Origin of the sequence: Virgibacillus sp. W0181 (genome assembly GCF_051846915.1) — a bacterium.
Taxonomy (GTDB): Bacteria; Bacillota; Bacilli; order Bacillales; family Amphibacillaceae; genus JBPYCR01.
The window spans coordinates 1-22270 of record NZ_JBPYCR010000029.1 but is presented as its reverse complement, the minus strand read 5'-3'; the positions used below and the strand labels follow the sequence as shown (position 1 = coordinate 22270).

Annotated in this window: 16 protein-coding genes; 2 read left to right on the top strand and 14 right to left on the bottom strand. The window is 38.8% G+C overall.

The features are described 5' to 3' along the window. Nucleotides 1-35: 35 nt before the first annotated feature. From ACLIBG_RS11560 to ACLIBG_RS11520, 9 genes are all read right to left on the bottom strand, one after another. Nucleotides 36-1727: a cbb3-type cytochrome c oxidase subunit I gene (locus ACLIBG_RS11560; protein ID WP_439312918.1), complete on the bottom strand. Its 1692-nt coding sequence runs from the start codon at nucleotides 1725-1727 to the stop codon at nucleotides 36-38. An 18-nt stretch (nucleotides 1728-1745) separates the two neighbouring features. Then, a complete protein-coding gene (locus ACLIBG_RS11555; RefSeq protein WP_439312917.1) occupies nucleotides 1746-2213 on the bottom strand; it encodes a cytochrome c oxidase subunit II in 468 nt (155 codons plus the stop codon). Between the two features lie 27 nt (nucleotides 2214-2240). Continuing rightward, complete coding sequence (locus ACLIBG_RS11550; RefSeq protein WP_439312916.1) at nucleotides 2241-2393, bottom strand: hypothetical protein; 153 nt, start codon at nucleotides 2391-2393, stop codon at nucleotides 2241-2243. 367 nt (nucleotides 2394-2760) lie between these two features. Then, nucleotides 2761-6495 carry a helicase-exonuclease AddAB subunit AddA gene (gene addA / locus ACLIBG_RS11545; protein WP_439312915.1) on the bottom strand — a complete coding sequence of 1245 codons (3735 nt, stop codon included), beginning with the start codon at nucleotides 6493-6495 and terminating at the stop codon, nucleotides 2761-2763. Beyond that, a complete protein-coding gene (addB, locus tag ACLIBG_RS11540; RefSeq protein WP_439312914.1) occupies nucleotides 6489-10001 on the bottom strand; it encodes a helicase-exonuclease AddAB subunit AddB in 3513 nt (1170 codons plus the stop codon). Before addB ends, addA begins: the two co-directional genes overlap by 7 nt. A 22-nt stretch (nucleotides 10002-10023) precedes the next feature. Next, the gene (locus ACLIBG_RS11535; RefSeq protein ID WP_439312913.1) at nucleotides 10024-10671 is read right to left on the bottom strand and encodes a TVP38/TMEM64 family protein; all 648 of its coding nucleotides are present in this window, start codon (nucleotides 10669-10671) and stop codon (nucleotides 10024-10026) included. A gap of 331 nt (nucleotides 10672-11002) precedes the next feature. Beyond that, the gene (locus tag ACLIBG_RS11530; RefSeq protein ID WP_439312912.1) at nucleotides 11003-11527 is read right to left on the bottom strand and encodes a competence protein ComK; all 525 of its coding nucleotides are present in this window, start codon (nucleotides 11525-11527) and stop codon (nucleotides 11003-11005) included. A 303-nt stretch (nucleotides 11528-11830) separates the two neighbouring features. Beyond that, nucleotides 11831-12826 carry a lipoate--protein ligase gene (locus ACLIBG_RS11525; RefSeq protein ID WP_439312911.1) on the bottom strand — a complete coding sequence of 332 codons (996 nt, stop codon included), beginning with the start codon at nucleotides 12824-12826 and terminating at the stop codon, nucleotides 11831-11833. 228 nt (nucleotides 12827-13054) lie between these two features. Beyond that, the gene (locus ACLIBG_RS11520; RefSeq protein WP_439312910.1) at nucleotides 13055-13792 is read right to left on the bottom strand and encodes an MBL fold metallo-hydrolase; all 738 of its coding nucleotides are present in this window, start codon (nucleotides 13790-13792) and stop codon (nucleotides 13055-13057) included. A gap of 181 nt (nucleotides 13793-13973) precedes the next feature. On the opposite strand from ACLIBG_RS11520, the gene yhfH reads away from it, so the two are divergent. Beyond that, nucleotides 13974-14102, top strand: a complete 129-nt coding sequence (yhfH, locus tag ACLIBG_RS11515) for a protein YhfH (protein WP_439312909.1) — start codon at nucleotides 13974-13976, stop codon at nucleotides 14100-14102. A 326-nt stretch (nucleotides 14103-14428) separates the two neighbouring features. Here yhfH and hemY read toward each other — a convergent pair whose 3' ends face one another. From hemY to ACLIBG_RS11495, 4 genes are all read right to left on the bottom strand, one after another. Next, nucleotides 14429-15829, bottom strand: coding sequence for a protoporphyrinogen oxidase (gene hemY / locus ACLIBG_RS11510; RefSeq protein ID WP_439312908.1), 1401 nt, complete (start codon nucleotides 15827-15829; stop codon nucleotides 14429-14431). Continuing rightward, nucleotides 15829-16764, bottom strand: coding sequence for a ferrochelatase (gene hemH, locus ACLIBG_RS11505; protein WP_439312907.1), 936 nt, complete (start codon nucleotides 16762-16764; stop codon nucleotides 15829-15831). The genes hemY and hemH overlap by 1 nt, the downstream gene beginning before the upstream one ends. A gap of 38 nt (nucleotides 16765-16802) precedes the next feature. Beyond that, nucleotides 16803-17837, bottom strand: a complete 1035-nt coding sequence (gene hemE, locus ACLIBG_RS11500; RefSeq protein WP_439312906.1) for a uroporphyrinogen decarboxylase — start codon at nucleotides 17835-17837, stop codon at nucleotides 16803-16805. Nucleotides 17838-17964: 127 nt separating this feature from the next. Further along, complete coding sequence (locus ACLIBG_RS11495; RefSeq protein WP_439312905.1) at nucleotides 17965-20154, bottom strand: PBP1A family penicillin-binding protein; 2190 nt, start codon at nucleotides 20152-20154, stop codon at nucleotides 17965-17967. A 172-nt stretch (nucleotides 20155-20326) separates the two neighbouring features. Between ACLIBG_RS11495 and ACLIBG_RS11490 the strand changes: the two genes are divergently transcribed. Further along, complete coding sequence (locus ACLIBG_RS11490) at nucleotides 20327-20830, top strand: antibiotic biosynthesis monooxygenase family protein (RefSeq protein WP_439312904.1); 504 nt, start codon at nucleotides 20327-20329, stop codon at nucleotides 20828-20830. A gap of 625 nt (nucleotides 20831-21455) precedes the next feature. Here ACLIBG_RS11490 and ACLIBG_RS11485 read toward each other — a convergent pair. After that, the coding region (locus ACLIBG_RS11485) for a reverse transcriptase domain-containing protein (RefSeq protein ID WP_439312903.1) at nucleotides 21456-22270 on the bottom strand (815 nt) is incomplete at its 5' end.

Below are 22270 nucleotides of genomic sequence, written 5' to 3'. Positions count from 1 at the left end.
CTTGACTATCCTTTCGTCGTTATGCGCTAAAAATGTTACCATGTTTTAAATGGTGGTGATCCTGGAGGTGCATTCATGATTACATCAACTAGCGGAATAACATACCCCATGGAGATAACTGCAATCATTAACACAACCCAAAGCCCCCAACGCTCCGTCCATTTTGGTGTAGGTGCAGCGTCATCTTCCTCTTCAGCAATTGGAAATTCTGTTTTTCCTACAGGTGCTTTTAACATTAAGTGGAATATAATATATACAACCAATATGACCGATATAATGAGTAGCGTTCCACCTATGGCAAGCAAGAATAAATATGGATTCCAACTTGCTGCCGTAGCACTATCAAAATATGTTGAAAACGATGTTCTTCTAGGTGCACCGAATAATCCGACCGTGTGCATAGCACCAGACATAAAGAACATACCTACCATCCAAAGAATGATTTGCCATATGGCTAATTTATTCATTTTTGGAGTCATTATCCGTTTAGACAAGTGTGGTACAAGCCAGTACGCGATACCAAAGAATGATAACGCAACCGTTACGCCGACTGTAATATGGAAATGTCCAGTAACCCATAGTGTGTTATGAACTACCTGATTCAGTTGGAAATTAGTTTGTGCGATACCACCTGCACCCGCTGGAATAAATGTTGCCATTGCAAGGAATAGAGCTAAGAAACGAGCATCTTTCCAAGGTAATTTTTTAAACCAGCCGAACAATCCTTTTCCACCTTTTTTTCTACCTGTACGTTCCATAATTGCGAACATTGCAAAGGCTGTTAGTAAAGATGGAAATGCAATGGATAAGCTCATAAACACGTGCATGTATTTTAATCCTTCGCCAAATCCAGGGTCAATAATTTGGTGGTGGAATCCACCCGGTACGTTTAAAATAACAATTAATACAACGACAACACGTGCCAACGTATCACTAAACGTACGTCCGCCAATAATTTTCGGAAATGCAACATACCATGCTGATACAGCAGTAAAATACCACACGTTAACAAGTGTATGTCCAAAACTCCAGAATAAAGTTCGACTTAATAAGACATTTACTGAATCTGTCCATCCGAAAGCCCATGGAATTAATGTTAATACTTCATACGTTACGCCCAATGTTCCGGTGAACAGTAAAACAAAGATACCTGTACCGAAAAACGCTAATAATGGAAGATGTTGGCCACGGTGTTTTTTTCGCCAGTTTGCAACATTTATAAATGCTCCAAATGCCGCTGTCCAAACACCTAATACGACTAATACTAATCCGATATAAAACCAGGGTGATGCAGCCATTGGTGGATAGAATGTATAAAGAACGGATGCCTCACCAATAATGACTTGTGACGCGGTTAAAACAGTACCAAACAACATTAAAATTAATGCTGTCCACCCCATTTTTCTTGTTATAGGAATTAAGCCTCCCAGAGTATGGGATAATCCCGCATATACGTAACCGACTAGAAATGTCCCCGTAAAAACAAGGATAAGCAAAATCCCATGTGTGGTTAATGTTTGATAATAATCGAACCATGATGGCATAGACAGTAAACCAGCCCGCTCCAATCCTTGCAATAACCCTAATACACCACCAACAAGTAGTGCAATAAAAGAAACGGAAAAAAATGTTAGAGATAATTTAGCATCGTTTGGATTCGTTGCTATAAATTCTTTCGCATATTTTTTCGGTCTTTGAACAAAGTGTTCATCTAGTACTTTCGCCATTTTTATTTCCTCCTTCCTTTATTTAACAGTAATTGTCGTACTCATTAATTGATGACCTGCTCCGCAATATTCATTACATAAAATCAGATATTCACCCGGTTCATTAAACGTTTGTGAAACTTTCTGAATGTGCCCCGGCAGAACCATAGCATTCACATTGGTGTCCACAATTTGCATGCCATGAACAACATCCTTAGAAGTCATCGTAAAATTGACCGTCGATCCAACAGGTACTTCAATGTCACCAGGGTTAAAGCTAAATATTTCCAATGTCATTACAACATCATACTCATTTTCTCCTACTTCAAAAACGCCAGGATTATCGAATGGAGCAGTTTGATCTACTTTTTGAGAATCGATTGTTTCTTTATGACTCGGTGGAGCCATTCCTTGAGCAAAAGCCTGGTAACCAGTAACAATCATGGACCCAATGATTATAATTACCGCAAAAACAAGCCATATTTCTTCAAAACGATGTAATTTCATTTAAATAACCTCCTTTTTTATACTCTTTTATACTCGCATCATATAAAAAACAAACAGAACAATAATAAATATAAGAATTCCGCCTCCAACAAAAACAATTGTGGAGAACAAGGTGCCTTTTAATGAATTTTCATTTTCAACCAGTTCTTTATTTGGTTTATTATTCTTTACAGCTTCCATGAAAATCCCTCCTTATTTGTACTATCTTCAGTTTACTGAGAATCGTTATCAATTTAAGTGAAGTAAATCACACGTCAAGTGTGATAGTAATTACACATGAAGTAAGTAAATCGCAAAAAGAAAGCTTTTAGACACAGTAAATTATTCATTTGACTAAATTTAGACGATTAAAAAACCTTTAAAAACTCATATTTGCCAATGGTTTAAGCTGATGTTAGTTTTTATTGTCTATAATTTAACGCAATAAAAAAAGACCAATCGTTGTAATTGGTCTTTTTTCATAAATGTGTCCAGTTTGCGACATTATCAAACATATAGCAAATGTCTGTTATGTTTTCAGAAGTGGGATAGGTTTAACTACCTAAGTTTAGTCGGTTACGTTGATTAACAAATCTTTTGCGAAGAAATATAAATAAACATCTTTTACAGGCTCACGCAATATCGATTCAACCGCCTGTTTATAAAGATCCATTTGAACTGCGTATTTTTTAATTAACTGCTGTTTCACTTCCTGCGTCACTTCATTTTGTATCGCATCTGTTTTATAATCCAGTATAACCCATTTCCCGTCCACTGGAATAAGGCAGTCGATTACCCCTTGAATTAAAACCGGTTCATCGGCTTCATTTGTCCACGAGGCATATATATCACTGGCATTCAGCGTGTAACTGAATGGAACTTCTTTCATAAAATCAGGTGTTTTCATCATTTGCTCGGCGATATCCGTTGTGAAAAACCGTTCAATCGCCGCAATTTGAATGCTTTTTGCTTCTTCCTCCGTCAAAATCTCACGTTCAACGTATGACTGGACAAATCCTTCTATTTCTTCGTTTGTCAAAGGTCTATTGAAAGGTAAATTTTGCATTACTGTATGCATTGCCGTTCCTTTTTCTACAGACGAAAGCGATTTTTCTTTCTGCATAAATTGCGGTCGGTTCATAATTGGAGTTTGAAAGGTTGTAATCAATTGATCTGAACTATACGCATCTTTGATTTCCCGTTGTCTTTTTAATTCCGTTACTGTTTGCTTTGCTCGGGATGCGGTTGCTTCTTTAAACGGATATTCATAAGAAAGCCGATCGTTGACACGTCGCTTTAACGATTCATCCTGCAATTGGAGCGGCGTCCACTGCATGACGGTTTCTTTTAACATTGTATTTGCTTCTGTTTGAGTCGATTCCGGATTAGCAAGCTCGCTTCCATGAATGATCGACACATTCCAACGGGAAGGATCTACTTTAATATCGGCTAATACATGACTCGGAATATTTTCATCTTCCCTTAATACCTCATTTTGTTCATGACGAACGAGCGCGGGACCAACCCAATCTAAATACGTTTTCGCATCTGCTCGAAAATGGGCTGGCAATACCCAGTCAGAATGATCGATCATCTCAATCCATTTTTCTTGTTTCTTTTCTATGGAAGCAACATTACCAACCATGACCATTTTTTCTTTTGCCCGTGTTAATGCCACATATAATACTCGCATTTCTTCAGCTAACAGTTGCCGGCGTTTTTCCATTTGCATCGCATGGTAATAAAGAGTCGGATAGGTAATTCGTTTAACTGGGTCAATATATTTACTAGCAAATCCGTAATCTTTATCTAGTAAGTAGCTTTGTTTTAAATCTTGCATATTAAATTCGCGATCCATACCACCTAATATAACGACCGGAAACTCCAACCCTTTACTTTTATGAACCGTCATAATCCGAACGACGTCTTCTTGTTCACTTAATGCTCGGGCTGAACCAAGATCATCTCCTCGCTCTTCCATTCGTTCAACAAAACGTAAAAACCGGAATAAACCACGTAATGATGTTTTTTCATACCCTCTTGCCCTGTCATATAATGCTCGTAAATTTGCTTGACGCTGCCGGCCGCCTGGCATGCCCCCCACAAAGTCATAAAAACCTGTTGTTCGATATATTTGCCAAATTAGTTCCGATAATGCTCCTTGTCGAGCCGCAGACCGAAACGCCGTCAGTTGCTCTAAAAACCGGTCGATTTTAACAGATATGCTATCGGTGTTTTGTTTGTTATACTGCTCTAAAGCATCGAAATATGAACTGCTGCGGTCAGCAAGCCGTATGGATGCCAATTCATCTTCGTTTAAACCAATAATCGGTGATCGTAACACAGAAACCATCGGAATATCCTGGCGTGGGTTATCAATTATTTTTAAAAAGCTCAACATGATTTTAATTTCAATGGCTTCAAAATATCCGGTTGCCAGTTCTGCATATACAGGAATTCCTTGCTTCTTCAACTCATCGACAATCGTTGGCGCCCATGTCATGGAACGTAATAAAATAACGATATCGCGGTATTGCAGATCCCTTTGACTTTCCGTTGCTTTATTAACAATTTGAAGGGGAGCGTTTGATTTATTGCCAGTCCATTCTTTGACTTTTTTGGCATACAAACGTGCTTCTAATTGAGCCTTTTCCAAATCCTGAAAATTCTCGGCTTCATCCACATTTGAATCTGATTCTTTTTCCTCATTAGCTTCTCGGTCAATAATTAAAAGTTCTGGTTCAGGTCGATCCATTTGAAAAGGGTCATACATTTTATTGGAATAAATAAGTTCCGCCTGTTTATCATACTGAATTTCGCCGACAGCTTCATCCAATATTTGCCTAAAAATATAATTGGCACCTGTCAAAACATGTTCCCGACTGCGGAAATTCCGTGCGAGGTCAATTCGGATTCCCGTTTCTGGACTTTTCCTAAATCGTTTATATTTTTCAATAAATAAAGTAGGTTCTGCATGACGAAAGCGATAAATACTCTGTTTTACATCGCCTACCATAAACATATTCCCGGCACCTACTTGGTCACTGATTAACGTTAAAATTGTTTCCTGCACGAGGTTTGTATCTTGGTATTCATCCACGAGTAACTCACGATAACGATTTTTTAGATGCCAGGCAACCGATGATGGGACAATATTGTCCACAGTTGATGACGGATCAGTTAAAAGTTGCAAGCAATAATGCTCTAAATCCGAAAAATCGACAATTGCCTGCTTCTTTTTTTGCTCCGTAAATCGTTCTTTGAATTGTTTCACCAGTTCAGTCAGTGTTTTAATGACCGGCGCATGTTCACGCATATCTTGCAAGTGGCTTTCTAAATCCCGGCTGAACAGCTTGTTTTTTAAATTATTCCATCGTTTACGATAACGATCACGCAACACTTTTACTTTTTCTTTCTTCTCCTCGTTGCACTCCACTTTTTTTCTCGATAGCTGTTTGAATTCAGCCGTAGTCATATAGGCTTGCAAATCTTCCCATGAATCGAGATACGCTGAAGCTTGTTGTAGATGTAGAGAATCTGCTTCCAACGCCTCCGCGTACTGGTAAGGCCCATCGCTCTCTTGTGTCAGCTTCAAAGCACGTTCGATTTCCTGCATCATCGCATTAAATTGTATTTGTGCTTCTTTTTTGATAATTGACAACCAAGTAAGCTGTGACTCCCGCCAATTTTCTTCTACATAATAAACTTCGGACAAGGATTCAAGCCAACGTTCCGGCCATGGATTTTGGATGGAAAACGTATATAATTGCAAAATAAGACTTTCCACCGCAGCATCGCTTCGATCACTGGAGAAACGATCAACCACTTGAAAAAAACTATCCTGTTCTTCCCCTGAAGCACCATATTTTTCCTCAAATAATTGTGCGATAATATCCTGTTTCATTAATTCTGCTTCCATATCATTAGCAATTCGGAAAACAGGATCAATATCAATTAAATAAGCATACTGCCGTACAATATCCATACAAAAAGAATGCAATGTAGAAATTGAGGCGCTTTGTAGGAGTGATAATTGTTTTTTCAGATGGTTGGAAGCAGGATCAGCTGCCAGAGCTTCTTCCAGTGCTGAACCGACGCGGTTACGCATTTCCTGGGCTGCAGCGTTGGTGAACGTAACAACGAGCAGCTCATCAATATCAATCGGATTTTGTTTAGATACTAGCTTCCGAATAATCCGCTCAACTAATACAGCCGTTTTTCCGGATCCGGCCGCTGCCGCTACAAGTATGTCAGATCCTTCCGTATAAATAGCTTCCTCTTGCTCTTTCGTCCATTTTACCAACGTATCTCCCTCCCGTCTGCTTCTTTTTCTTCCAATTTGGCCATTACATCGTCTTCTTTTAGGTCTGTTAACTTACGATAACTGTTTTCCTCCAGGATTGGATCAAATTGACATACTGATTTAAACGAACAAAACGTACAAGCTTTTTTATTGTTAAACTCGTATGGATTTAAATGGACGCCTCCACTCGTAATGTCAACTCCCGCTTGAACCATCAACTGATGGATATGGTTTTGTAAATTCGAAAAAGAAGTGGGATCTGCTATTTTCGAATGATGATAAAATCCGCCTTTTTTCTTAATACCGGCAGGAATAATTTTACTTGTCCCTGACTCCAACGATTGATCCATCATTTTCACAACTTCTTCATCTGAGAGAAGCAAACCTTGCATTTTATATTTCTTGAAAATTTCATCCGCAATTTGATCGTCCATTAATTTCTGATTTTCTGAGATCATCGCATTATGCACATGGAAATAAAGAATTCCCGCTGGCAATGCTTGTTTTCCAAGCCATGTTTCCGACTGCGATAGAACGACATCCAAATACGTTAACATCTGCAAGGCCAATCCGTAATAAACTTCAGCAAGGCTTAATTTGGTAGAGCTTGACTTATAATCAATGATCCGCAAATACAAGCCATCTTCATTTTCCGCTTGATCGACTCGGTCAATTCTTCCGCGCAACATCAGCTCAAAGCCGTTCGGTAATGGAACTCTCGCTGGCTGCAATTTTTCCCCGTTGCCGAACCCCAGTTCAATTCCAACAGGAGAAAAGCCACTTTGCCTTGCCTGTTCACTTAAAACAAACGTTGCCCGCCCAATAATTTCTTGCAGCTTTTGCTGGATATATTGATAGCGATTGGAACTGTACAAAATTTGATGTTGAAGAACCGGCGCTAAATGAACGACTGCTTTTTGCGCATAATGTGCTGAATCCTTCCGTGTTAAATCAGAAAAGTGTCGCCCTTCCCCTTGAATCCATTCGGTAATTGTTTTCAACGCTTCGTGAAAAAGCTGTCCGATATCCGGTGCATCGAGCTTATATGTTTTTCGTTCTTCCAATCCAAGGCTATATTGAGCAAAATGCTGGTAGGAACAACGATAAAACATTTCTAACCTGGATACACTTGCTTTAATTTCTTTTGGGTACAATTTTTCTACGGTTTCTTGTCTTAATGCGACTGGTCTATTTTCATAATACAAGCTTTGTAAAATCGTATAGGCTCTGCTATATTTCGGTTCCTGTTCAATGTACCAATCGAGTACGTGCCACCATACTTCTTTCATTGGATACCCACGCTTAAATCTGGCCAACTGAGAAGTTAAGGCGGCTGTTGTTTTATATGGTGTCGTAATGAACCGTTCAGCCTCTAGCAAATCATCCGGATCCTGCAGTAATACAAAGTCACTGCATGAAGGGAATAACTCTTGCATCCGTTTGACCAACTGAGATGGCATTTTCCCGTTCCCATCTTCGTCACTTAATGGATAACTCAACCATAATCGATCTTGTGGGGCGGTAAATGCCAGATACATATAAAACCAGTCATCAAGCAATTTTCTTTTGTTACTCTCAGCGAGCTGCAATCCATGGTTAGACAACAACTCTCTCTCTTGTTCATTAATCATTCCATCGATCGGCGGTTTCATTGGCCATACTCCCTCATTCAAGCCAAGTAAAAAAGCACACTTTACTCCGCTCATTCGGGAATGATCGATCGTTCCGACAATGACTTGATCAACCGTTGGCGGTACATGGGAAAATTGCAGCGATTCCAATCCCGCATCGAGAATAGTTCTGTATTCTTCTAAAGACAATGCTTCTTCTCCTGCCATTTCAACCATTTCATCAAAAAGTTGAATGACCGCATCCCAAACTTGAGCTTGCTCACGGCCTTTCTCAATCAAACCTCGTTCATCAAAAGTGCTGCGCAGTTGCTCCAATCGATTCGGTACATCAAGTTGTTCCAGTAAAATGTAAGTAATCTCACATTGTTCCTTTACGGTTTGTGCATTTCTAATTTGGTCATCAAATACTTTTAACGCATCGACCACTTGCTGACGATAGGCATTAATCTTTTTCTGTGTTTCTATTTCGGCATCGGTTTGTGCCGTTCGTTCAAATCCGCGAAAGCGTTGAAACACCCATGGTTCATCACTTATCCAACGTGACCTCGTGCGAATGCCATACTCTAGCACGTAATTTTCCAATTCATCAATGGCATCATTCGTTAACGGGAATGCAGCATCATTTGCAGGAATGAATCCAGTTTTCAAGACCCGAAACAACGCTTCATATGACCAATCATTTTCGACCATATCTAACAAAGAGCGAATCAATTCAATTAATGGGTGGTTGAGCATGGATTGTTTCTTATCCATGAATACTGGGATACCGAAATCTTCAAAAATGGTGGCGATTAAATCATCATATACATCTGATTGACGTATAAAAATCGCCATATCTTTATAGCGATAGTTTTCTTCCCGTATAAGCCGGATGATTTCTTGCGCTGCTCCTTCAACTTCTGCTCGAACATGAACTGCTTCCGCAATCTGGATCGGAGCTTTCCCTTGGTACTCTGGAGCGGGGCGCTGATCGAAATACTGTTCCAAATGAGCAAAATACGGACGCTCGGAAAACTTTCCGTCCTTTTCAGACAACTGAACCGATTCATCGATTTGTACATGATTTTCTTTAGCAATTAAACGGATGTTCTGATACGTTTCAGCTGATTGATAAAACAAATTCAATTCCGACACGTGCTGATTTTCTAAAGAAGGGTCCAGTGTCAATGCAACCGTAACCTGTTTACATGTTTTCATTAATTGTTCGATGACATACAACTCTTGTGGAGTGAATCGATGAAAACCGTCCAAATATATATGTGCATCTTTTAAAAAAGGTGTTTCACCTATTTTGTCCGCAAGTAATTGTAATTGGTCTTCACTGTCAATATATTTATCTTGTAATGCAATGACGAGTTTTTCATAGATATAAAGTAAATCACCCAATTTATTTGACAATGCCTGTTCACCGGTTTCTTTGTGAACAAACCGTTCCAGTTCATCTAACTGCATTTGCAGTAGTTCCGGTGTAATCCGGTACCGCTTAAATTCGGTAATTAGCTTTTCCAAATCCATCAAAAAACCATGCTTTTCCTTCGATTTCTGAAAAACTTGAAAGCTCGTCTCTTTTTCTTCCATTATTTTCTTTAACATCATTTGAATACCGACGGAACTAATAAATTGTTTAACGCCCCCGCCTGTTTCTTGCATAACACGCCATGCAAGCCGTGAAAAGCTCATCACTTGCGCGCGAATACTACCGCGAATTTCCGACTCCTGAAACAACGCATACTCCTGTTGGAATGTCATTTGGTCGGGGACAATATAAAAAATTGGCGTCCCTTGCGGATGAGCGATTAATTCATTTTTCATTTCATTCAGTGTATAACTGCTGATCGAACTTCCTGCTCTGCCAAGAATAAAACGAAGACTCATGACATATCCCCCAATTTAAAAATCATTTTTGCTCTTCAAGTTGTTTTAGTTTATCTTTTCTTTGCAACCTTTTTTCAATATACTTTCCAACAACCCAAAATAAGACGATACCGATTCCGACTATAATCGTTCGTACTGGGTTCTTTGCAAATTCAAAAATACTGGATCCGATGTATGCTATCGAAAAAATCATAACTGTTTTTCCAAGCAGCACTGCCAATATAAATTGTTGAATGCTTATTTTGGAAAGCCCTGCAACGACATTAATTACCGAAGAAGGTGAAAAAGGAAAACATAGCAATAAAAAAAGCGGACCGAATCCATGGCGCTCGAGCCAACTCGTCACTTTTTTCACTTGTTTATTTTTTCGAATCACTTGAAAAATACGTTTATCACCCAATTTACGAATAACGAGAAAGACCAAAATAGAACCTAAGCTCGATCCAATCCAAGAATATAAAAAACCTTTTAACAAACCGTAAGCTGCACCATTGGCAATAACGAAAACAACCAAAGGTAAAAAAGGCAGGAATGCTTCGATAAATGGCAGAACGATTCCGGGAATGGGGCCGAGACTTTCATAGTCATTCAATAATTCAATTATGTATTCATCAAATTCTTGTGTTTCTAGAAATGATTTCCAATCAGATATCCTGCTATTTATATCCATGTAGTGGAATCTCCTCATCTTAAATGAACGCCGTCGATTAAATTATTTATTGTAGATACTTCTATTTTAATCTAAACACGGGATTTTACAAAAGAATATCTGTTCCGGATCTCATAAAAAATAACGCTCACCCATTGTTGTCAAATTGCGTGTCCAAAAAATGCTGAAACAGCAAAGTCATTTATTCAAACTGCCTCAACTTAGCATACTTTTATACGCCTGCTAATAACAAAGATTAAAAAACAAGCCTCGTTCTTTTCATCTTTAATTATTTATTTTTATTGGGAAGTATTCATGAGAGGGGGCCGATGATCTCTTTTTCGTCAAAAATTCATGGTACGTGATCCATTTGTTCATTTGATCCACTGAATCTTCTTAGAAAACGAATACGATTATCGAGCAAATAACGATATTGGGCGGTACGCTGCACTTGATTCAGCATAGAACCAAAAGAAATATCAAGGATAATGCGCTCCCCATTTTTAAAAATAATTTCTGTTTTTTGGTCAGCTGCCTGATTAACTTTATCGATATGTGAATGGGCAATCCAGGAGCAGTTTGAGTTGGTTGGGGAAGCGGTAGGAAAGAAGTACATTCCGCTAATTGGGTCAATGGATACTGGGGCTTTATGTGTTATGCCGCAAATGTCTTTCGTGCCTTCTTGTCTTCCTTTAAGACTTGATCCAAAAAACTTACATGCATAATCAATCATCTTGCTTGGGGATTGTTTAATAGTAAATGTGCCTTGTTCCTCCATTACATACGTATGTGTATGTCCATACTCATCGTGTTGTGCAATAGCGGCCATTGTTAGAGGGTTAATTTCGTGTGCAGTCGTATATGTATACTGCGTCATTAGTTATTCATCCTTTCCATTATAAATGAAAAGAAGAGGCTTACTGTCTGATTTTAACAAATACTTAGGTAAAAAGATAGAGGGAAATTGAAGTTTTAATGTAATTTGTAATACCACACCCTTTATTAATGAACAATAAATCCACAAAATGTTATTATACCAAGGTTTTAAAAAGAAGATGCAAAGGATAAAAGTCCTATTTTTATTGACAAGGCAAACATATTTAACTCATTACATAACCTCCCCGTATTTTAACGAAAAATACGGGGAGGTATGCGTACAGATGGATATAATATCGTGAACTTAATAAATAAGATTGATGAAATCTTCCTTAGTAATCCGACCGAGATAATATGGTATGTCGATGTCTGATAGAGCATCTTCAAGTGCTTGTCGTTCGTGTTTTGTACCAACCAGTTTTTCTTCCACATCATTTACGTTACCCATACCAAAAAAATCACCATATATTTTACAGTTTTCAATAATTCCTTTCTTTACATCTAACCGAACATCCAGTAATCCGGAATCAAATTTGTGGGACGCTTGTTTATTAAAAGCAGGAGATTTCCCATAATTCCACTCCCATTTTTGATACCTGTTATTTGAAATTTCATAGATGTTCTCCCAATCTTTTTCAGTCAGCGTATAACGCGGAACATCTGAAATATCTTCTACATCAAAAATATAGCGCAGGATCAAGTCCTTAAATTCTTCCATTGATATCTTTTCATCTAGAAATTCAGAAATGTTCGCAACCCGACTGCGAATGGATTTAATACCCTTTGATTCAATTTTCGCTTTATTTACATTCAATGCAGATACGACATGTTCCACTTCCGAATCCAACATGAGTGTACCATGGCTAAACATTCGTCCCTTTGTTGAAAACTGTGCATTACCCGAAATTTTTCTGCCATCTACCAATAAATCATTACGTCCGACAAGCTCCGCAGGGACACCAATTTTATTTAGTGCCTCAACGACTGGTTGGGTAAATTTGGCAAAGTTATGGAAACTGTCACCGTCATCTTTTGTAATAAAACTGAAATTTAAATTCCCTTTATCATGATATACAGCCCCACCACCGGATAAGCGGCGTACAACTTTAATGTCATGTACGTCAACATATGCCGTATTCACTTCTTCAACCGAATTTTGGTTTCTACCGACTATGATCGATGGTTCATTTATGTAAAACAATAAATACGTATCTTCTTCACCAAAATTTTGAAGAACATACTCTTCCAGTGCCAAGTTTATTCGCGGATCTGTTATCCCTTCATTATCAATAAACTTCATTCTGCAAACCTCCAAAAATAGAATACCTCTTTTAGTTTAATAGAACTTCGCTTATCAGGCAAATAAGAAAAGCGCAAGCGCCCTGGTCAGACCCGACAAGCTTAAGCAAGAAATCGTAGTGGCGGTTTTAGCCACGAAGAGTTATTGCTTAAGACCTCGAGGGGCTGGGCGCTTAAGCTAGACAGCTATGCACAAAAATTTATGCTTTCTGACCTTTAAATAAAAATTTTATGCTTTTTTGCTCCATAAAAACCCTTCTCTTGCAAGGTGCACGTTTCCAGTAAAATACCGTTCCGCTTCCTGTACCAATCGCTGCTGGTCACCGTATTGAGGAAGATGGCTTAGCAATAGATCACCAATTTCTGCCTTTTGAGCAATTACAGCTGCCTCTTTACTCGTCATATGCCCTGCTTTTGTACCATCTTGTTCTTCATAAAAGTTACAATCGGCGATAAGTAAATCTGCTTCTTGTGCAAATGAAACCCATGATTCTTGATATGCTGTGTCAGCCGTATAAACAATTGTATTGCTTCCGTCTGTTATCCTCATACCATAACATGGAACGGGGTGATTTGTTTTTAGAAATGTAAGACTCAGTGGACCAATGTTCAGTGCATGATCAGGATTGTATTCTATTCCTGTAGTAAAATCGCTTGTTAACTGATCGAAGCCTGTACCACCTTCTGTATGACCATATATTGGAAGCACCATTTTGTTGCCTGTTACATAGTAATGCACAAGACGTGCATACTGCAACACACCTATATCGGCAATATGGTCATGATGATAATGTGAGATGATGACCGCATCAATATCCAATATTCGTTTATATTTTTGTAGCTTGGATAACGCGCCACTGCCCATATCAACAAGCAAAACGAAACCATTGACTTCCACAATATAACAAGAGGTGGCTTCATTCGGAGCGGGATAGCCCCCCCAGTATCCAATGACTGTTACATTCAATTTGATCACCTGCCTTCAATTTTGTTGTAACACAGCTTAGTTATTTTTAAAAAATATTATATTTTATTACGATTTGTATTGACATTAATAAATCTGTTGTAGTACACTGTATTTAGATTAAGAAAGAAGCTGTTACTCTTCTTTTTAAGTCACTACCAATCTTGAGTAGGAGGTTGCGCCAATGGTAAACGTTATCGAGTTTTTTAAAAATATCCCTAAGAAAAAGTGTCAAAAGTGTGGTTATGAAATGAATGAAAAAGCCGACTGCTATGGCAATTTATGTGATGATTGCGATCATCCTGCAAGATAATTATTGAGTTGTAAATGTACCACGCTCTACCTTATAATACTATACTTCCTTTTTTAAAGCAGCTGTTATTGTGGCTGCTTCTTTTTTTATAATAAAGACACCATTTTCTTGAAATATGCATATCTTGAAACCTGTTTTTAATCTGTACCAGTACTTCTGTTATACGTAGTGGTTTAAAAGGTTGATGTTTTTATGATGACCAGCTGACGAGTGATTCTTACCCGCTCATACAAAAATAAAAACGAGGCACTCTCCTCGTTTTTATTTTTATGAGATAACTGGCTTTATCACCATCTAACTCTTATTATTAACCAAATTACCTAGTTTTAGTTCGCCAAGAATGAAAGCACCTTTTGTACTGCCTTTTCTCCTTGATCGATACAATCTGGGACGCCAACTCCTTCATAAGAACTGCCGGCAACCCAAATTCCAGGGAGTTCTGTGCTCATTTGTTCTCGTACAGCTGACAATCTCTCTTTATGTCCAACCGTATATTGCGGCATCGCATTTTTCCAGCGAGTCACTACAGAGAATTCCGGCTTTTTGCGAATCTTCATTGTTTTATTTAAATCTTTTAATACAATGTCGATAATTTCGTCGTCTGATAAATCAACGACTTGCTGATCTCCCGGGCCCCCGACATAACAACGTAATAGAGCCTTTCCTTTTGGAGTAGATGTCGGCCACTTACGATGTGTCCATGTACAAGCAGTAATGCGGAAATTACTGTTCCTAGAAACAACAAACCCTGTTCCATTAATATCTTTTTTAATGGCAGATTGATCAAATGCCATTGCCACATTTGCTACGGATGTGGAAGGAACATTTTTAAAATCATTAAACATATCGTATTGACTAAAAATTTTCGGCATTGTGTAATGCGGGGTTGTCATTAATACAGCATCCGCCTTATATACTTCTCCGCTATTTAATAATACATGATACCCATGTTCCTTTTTCTCAATATGGTCGACGGCCGTTTGCAGCATAAACGATTCAGAACCCAACTGCTCTTCCAAAGCTTGTACAATTGTTTCAAAGCCATTTGTAAAAGAATAAAACAAACCCGGCTTCTTCTTCTTTTTCTTTGCAGGCTTTGGCATTGTTTCCTGTAATCCTTTAATTAAACTGCCATATTTTTGCTCTAATTCATAAAAGTTTGGAAAAGTCGACATCAGACTCATTTCGTCAATATCTCCGGCATAAATTCCGGAAAGCAGCGGTTCAATTAAATTCTCTACGAGTTCATCGCCAAAACGGCGCCGAAAAAAACTGCCCAATGCCTGATCATCTGTTATTTTTCCTTTAGGACGCACGTAATCAAAGCTCGCCCGTATTTTTCCTTTTGGTGAAAACAAACCCGAAAACAAAAACGGCTTTGCTTGCGTTGGAATTCCCATAAAAGCACCGCTAGGCATTTTATGCAATTTATTACCGACTAAAATATACGATTGCCCAGCGCCATTGCGAACGATCTGATCCATTAACCCGAGCTGTTCCGCCAATTTAACTGCAGGTTTTTTTCTTGATAAAAAAGAGTCCGGACCGCGTTCAATCGTAAATCCATCTTTTTGGATCGTTTTGATTTTACCACCAAGACGATCGGTAGCTTCCACAAGCTTTACTCGATATGGTAAATTGTTTTTCTTTATTTCTTGCTGTAAATAGTAGGCGGCAGTCAAACCGGTTATTCCACCGCCAACGATCAATATATTTTTATTTGTCATTACGCATCACGCTTCATTTTATTCCATACGACATTTGCCAATGTTTCAATAAAGAGCGGATCTGTGTTCGGCATTTCCGGGCGATAATAAGCAGCGCCAATTTCATCACAAACAACCTTGCATTCATAATCGTTATCATATAAAACTTCTAAATGATCGGAAACAAATCCGACCGGGGCGTATACAAATGATTCATAGCCCTTTTGTTCAAAAAGATCCCTCGTCAAATCTTGTACATCCGGGCCGAGCCATGGTTCAGGAGTATTTCCTTCACTTTGCCAGCCAATTTCATAATTTGTAATTCCCGTTTGCTCGGAAATAAGATGAGCTGTTTTTTCTAATTGTTCTATATACGGATCTCCGTCTTGTAGAATTTTTTCAGGTAAGCTATGGGCTGAAACGATTAATACTGCTTTTTCACGCGCCGCTGAAGTCATTTGATTATACGTTTTAGTAATTTGATCGGCCCAATACGTAATAAATCCCGGTTCATCATACCAACTTTCTACTGATTTAAGTTCAATACCATATTCAGCTGCTTCCTCTTGTGCTCTACCATTATATGATTTAACACTAAAGGTCGAATAATGCGGTGCGAGTACAATTGATGCAGCCTCTTTAATGCCGTCCTGTGCCATACTTTTTACAGCATCCTCAATAAATGGCTCGATATGCTTTAAGCCAATATAAAGCTGAAATTCATACGTATCCTGAATAGCGTTTAATTTTTCTGTGATAGCTTTTGCTTGCTCCTCTGTTATTTTTGCCAGCGGAGATATTCCGCCAATTGCTTGATATCTCTCCGTTAAGTCTTGAAGCGCTTCTTCGGATGGCTTTCTGCCTCTGCGAATATGTGTATAGTATCGTTCAATATCTTCTTCCTTATAAGGGGTTCCATAGGCCATAACAAGTAAACCTATTTTTTGCTTATCCATTTTAACACCTCTTTACTATAATTCGGCTATTTCCAGTCCTATCTCTTGGAATAAGTATGAATGAGCTCCGTCAATTTTTTCAGTGTATCCTGTGTAATATCAGGAGTAACACCATGTCCAAGATTAAACACATGTCTGCCATCGGTTATACTATCGTCGAGAATAGCTTTTGTTCGTGCTGTAATTGTTTCCCAGTCCGACAGTAATATAGTCGGGTCCAAGTTTCCTTGCAACACTTTCGTTACACCCATTTCTCGCGCTTCCGGAATTGTTGTTCGCCAGTCAAGGCCAATAACATCAACAGGCAAGTCATTAAACTCCAGTAGTAAATGCTTTGCACCGATCCCGAACAAAATAAGTGGCACATTTTCCGTTCTTAATTCGGAAAAAATCCGGTTCATGACTGGCTTAATAAATATACGATAGTCGTATTCGTTTAATGAGCCTACCCATGAATCAAAAATTTGTACCGCTTTAACACCTGCTTTTACTTGCGCTTTTACATATGTGACAATCATCTCGCCTAATTTGTCCATCAATGTAAACCATGTTTGAGGTTCACTGTACATTAACGCTTTTGTCTTACTGTAGTTTTTGGATGGACCGCCTTCAATCATATAACTTGCCAATGTGAAAGGTGCACCGCTGAAACCGATTAATGGTACATTCAACTGTTCTTCTGTTAAAAGCCGAATGGTTTCTAGCACATAATCCACATCTGCTTCAGGGTTGAGTGTACCTAATTGTTCGACATCCTGTAAAGTACGAATCGGGTTATCGATTACCGGCCCAATTCCTGACTTGATTTCAACATCCACTCCCATTGCCGGAAGCGGGCTCATAATATCCTTATACAAAATAGCCGCATCCACATTGTACTGTTCAACCGGTAGTCTTGTGACATATGCACACAGTTCCGGCTGGTGGGTAATTTCAAATAAAGAATACTTTTCTTTAATTTTTAAGTATTCTTTTTGTGATCTCCCTGCTTGTCGCATGTACCATGCTGGAGTGTACCTCGTTTTCTCTCCATTATACGCTCTTAAAATTGTATCATTAAATTTAGCCGCCATTTTTATCATCCTTTACATACTAATAAGCCTATCATTACTATAACTATTTCCATTTTGCATGTATAGCAAACGGTACGCTTTGTCATAAACTTGTAGGAATTCAGTCTTGAAAAAGCAACACAAATAGCTACATTTTCAGTTCTACAACATCCGAGTGCGTACCTTCCATTTTAGTTAATGGGTCATAGGGCACAATATAATAACGTTCTTTCTTAAATAAAGCTATATTTTCGATAATAAATTCGTTTTCACCTGTTACTTCCCCAATCCGTTCATCTACTCCATCTTTCTCTTTATAAATTCGATAGACAACCCGGTCATCAGTAGATGAATCCCATGTCAATTTACCACGTAAAATCGAGCGCCCGCCAAAAGTATATGTTGCTTTTATACTATTGATTTCAGGCAATTCAATTGGGCGGTCGACGGCTTGAACATTATCCGGTTTTGTGAAGCTTGCCTTCAAAGAACGCTTTTGATCCATCTCTGTTAATATTTTTTTCATTAAAATTGTAGGTGATTCACTGCCCTTCGTTAAATAGTGATCTTGATCCGACGAGTCATAACCCATCCATAGCGCAAATACATATTCTGGCGTGTATCCGGCAAACCAAGCATCTTTATAGTTTCCTTCCACATGGGGATGCTCCGTTGAACCTGTCTTGCCAGCTAATTCTTTATGATAGGTCCCTTTTTTTGCTGTTCCGTTTTCAACAACATTCTTCAACATCTCCGTCATATTCCAGGCTGTTTGTTCGTTAAAAACAACTTTTGTTTCCTGGTTCGCCTGTGCTATGATTTCACCATTCCGATCATATATTTCAACAATTGTATATCCATCTGTATATTCACCCGCACTGGCAAACGTACGATAAGCTTCCGTTATCTGAACCGGAGTAAGTCCGTCTTTTAATCCGCCTAATGCAATGGCTAATCCATTATCCTCAATATTAATGTTCATTTTTTTGAGGTAATTTTTTGCATAATCAATGCCGATATTTTCAAGAAGCCATACCGCCGGAGCATTTTTGGATAATGTTATAGCCTCATAGATGGAAACTGCTCCTGCGTACTGATTGTCGTTATTCTTTGCCAAATAGCCATCCCGGTCTACAAGCTGATCCGGTATTAATGAATACGGCGCATATGATCCTTCCATCATAGCTGGACCATATACTGCAATTGGCTTCATTGTTGATCCTGGCTGTCGTTTTACATTGAGTCGATTTAAATCACCGAATTGATAATTTCTTCCGCCAATTGCCGAAACTATGCTTCCGTTTTTCTGATTCATTAAAACGAAAGCTCCTTCCACACCTTCGCTATTCCCTGAGAAATAATCGTCCTTTTGCATTTGTTCATAAGCGATTCGCTGTACCAGCGGATCCATTGCCACAACAAAACGATAGCCACCGCGCTTTACTTCCTCAATCGTTAATTCATATTTTTCAGCTGCTTCATTTAATACTAAATCGATATAGCTATCAATCGAAGGATGCCGTTTTCGCTCAGGAATATTTAGATGCACATCGGATTCCTGTGCTTGCGTTTTTTCTGTCTCAGTTATTGCTCCTACTTCTGTCATTGTGCTCAATACAACATCTCTTCTTTGTTGAGCTTTATCGGGATATTCTACTGGGGAGTAGCTGTTTGGCGCCTTTGCCAAGCCAGCCAATAATGCGCCCTCTGCAACGGATAATTCCTGCGCCGATTTAGAAAAATAACGTTCCGCTGCCGCTTCTACTCCATAAACCCCTTGGCCAAAGTAAATTGTATTCATATATAATTCCAAAATTTTTTCTTTCGTATATTCCCGTTCCAAATAAATCGCAGCCATTACTTCTTTTGTTTTACGCAGCCATGTTTTATCATTGGATAAAAATAGGTTTTTAGCAAGCTGCTGTGTGATGGTGCTGCCCCCTTCTACTTTACTGCGTGCCACGATATCCCGATAAATCGCGCGAATAACCGATTTAAAATCAACTCCGCTGTGCGAATAAAATCGTCGATCCTCAATCGCAATAAATGCTTCCCGCACATGTTCGGGAACGCTTGATAATGGAACCGGTTTGCGATATTGTTCATACAGTTCCCATAAAACCTCCCCGTCTTCTGTTTCAATTGCAGAGGTGGCAGGGAGTACCATGTTTTCTTCCTTGACGATTAATTTTCCGCCATAAATAATAACTGTTAACATGGTTAGTAATAAAATACATATAATACCTATAAATGTAATCCATTTTTTAAATTTTTGAATGAATGTTTTTTGATGACGTTCCGACCTCGTTTTTGGTTCTTCTTCATGAAATTCGTCCATTTGCACACCTCAATGTGGTTGGTATCACAAATATTATACGCTCCTTATCATCCAAAATCGAGACCTGACCATTAAATTTCGACAATCTGTGCCAAATAACAATAATAAGATAAAAGAACCGAAAAATAGGGTAAAGTATACTAGAAAAGGATTTTTACAGGAGGTAAGAAATATGAAGGCATATATGACAACAGGAACACTCGATTTCCTAATAAAAATGGAAATGAAATATCAAGCAATTGAATTTCATCTTATGAATAGCCCGAGCGGAGCATTGGCTTATTATGAAGGAGAAGGAAAGAGCATTTTTACAGCAGGAAGAACATATGATGTTTTGTTGTCTAAAGGAAAAATTGAGGAAAAAGGCTATGTAGTGATGAACCACATTACTGTCACCGATGAAGGCAAGCCTGTTTTTGAAGATGGCTTCGAAAAACGTCAACATGATATGGTTCATATAGCCGGATTTCAGGCATTTCGGCTGCTTAAGCCGGTTAAAGGGAACACGTATGTCGTATTTACACAATGGACTTCGGAACAGGATTATATGAACTGGAAGAACTCGGACTCATTTAAAAAATCCCACGAAGAACAAGCTGTTAAACCGCCAGCTTACTTCGCCGACAGACCTTATGTTTCAACATATCATATGATAAATGAGGATGAAGATGAATAATATGTGACAACAGAGTTTGTACATTTTAAAGAAAAGCGCAAGCGCCCTGCCTAGAAACGTAGCGACTGCGCTAGACGGGAGCTGGTGGTTCGATGTCGCCACGCAAAGTGGCGGTTTTAATCGAACATTCCCATATATCCTAAGATAAAGGAATCATGCCCCCGCAAAAGGGATATGCCGACGTTGGGCGCAAAGCCCGTTTTTAGTTGGCCTTCCTTTGTCTTACCGAATCGATGATGACTTTCACCCAAACTTTTGTGTCTAAGCGTCTGAGGAGGTTCGGTTAAAACCGCGATGTCCTATCGCAACACCGAACTACCCACATCCCTGTGGGCATTATCGTAAGGCGCTGCAGGAAGTCACCTAGTTTCTGGGCTGGCAGGCTTAGAACGCCACGTCCTGGGACTGCGCGTGAATGCTCGTCCCACCGAAAAGATTTGCACTAGAACATCCTGGGACTGTAGCTACGCTTTCGTCCCATCGAAAAAATTTGTACGTCGAAGCTAGACAGCTATGCACAAAATTATATACATTCTTATCTTTTATCGAGTAGGAGGGAGTAGTTAGCCCCCGTCCTCTCACACCACCGTACGTACGGATCCGTATACGGCGGTTTAATTTTATTCTATACATGTACTTTGTTATAATGTTCAATACAAGATATTAATCCAAATCTTGATAGCCTCGCGTTTGTAATGGTGGTTGTAAGAATCCAGGAATATGCGATTCTTATTGCCCCTTTGCTCGTGTGGCTATTTTTGTATGCATTATATTTATCCATACCTAATTTGATTAAATTCTTCCGACGATTTTTGGCTGTTTTCCATTTCTGCCAAATGCACATTCTTACTCGTACCCTTGTGTGTGAATCAATTTTCATTAGTAAGCTCTTCATGTGACCGACTTTAAAGTAGTTTACCCAGCCGCGAATTAGTTGGTTAATTCTTTCCACTTGATACTTCGTATCAACACTCCAATTCTTTCGTGTGAGTTGTTTTAATTTATACTTAAAGTTAGCGACTGATTTACGGTGTGGCTTTGCTTTGTATAGACGGTTCTGATAGTCCCTAAAGAATCCAAACCCTAAGAATTTCATGTTCGGGTTGTTAGGTTTAGTTACTTTTGATTTGGTCGTGTTCACTATTAGACCAAGTTTTTCTTCAATGTAATTCGTCACTGATCTCATTACACGTCTAGCTGCCATTTCACTTTTAACCATGATAATGCAGTCATCTGCATATCTTACAAATCGCAATCCACGACTCTCCAATTCTTTATCAAGTTCATTCAACATGATATTACTAAGTAGTGGAGAAAGATTTCCTCCTTGCGGAGTTCCAATCACCGTTTCTTTATATTCGTCATTGATTTGCACACCACTCACTAAGTACTTTCGGATAAGCGATATGACATCACCATCGGTTATCGTTCTTGATATTA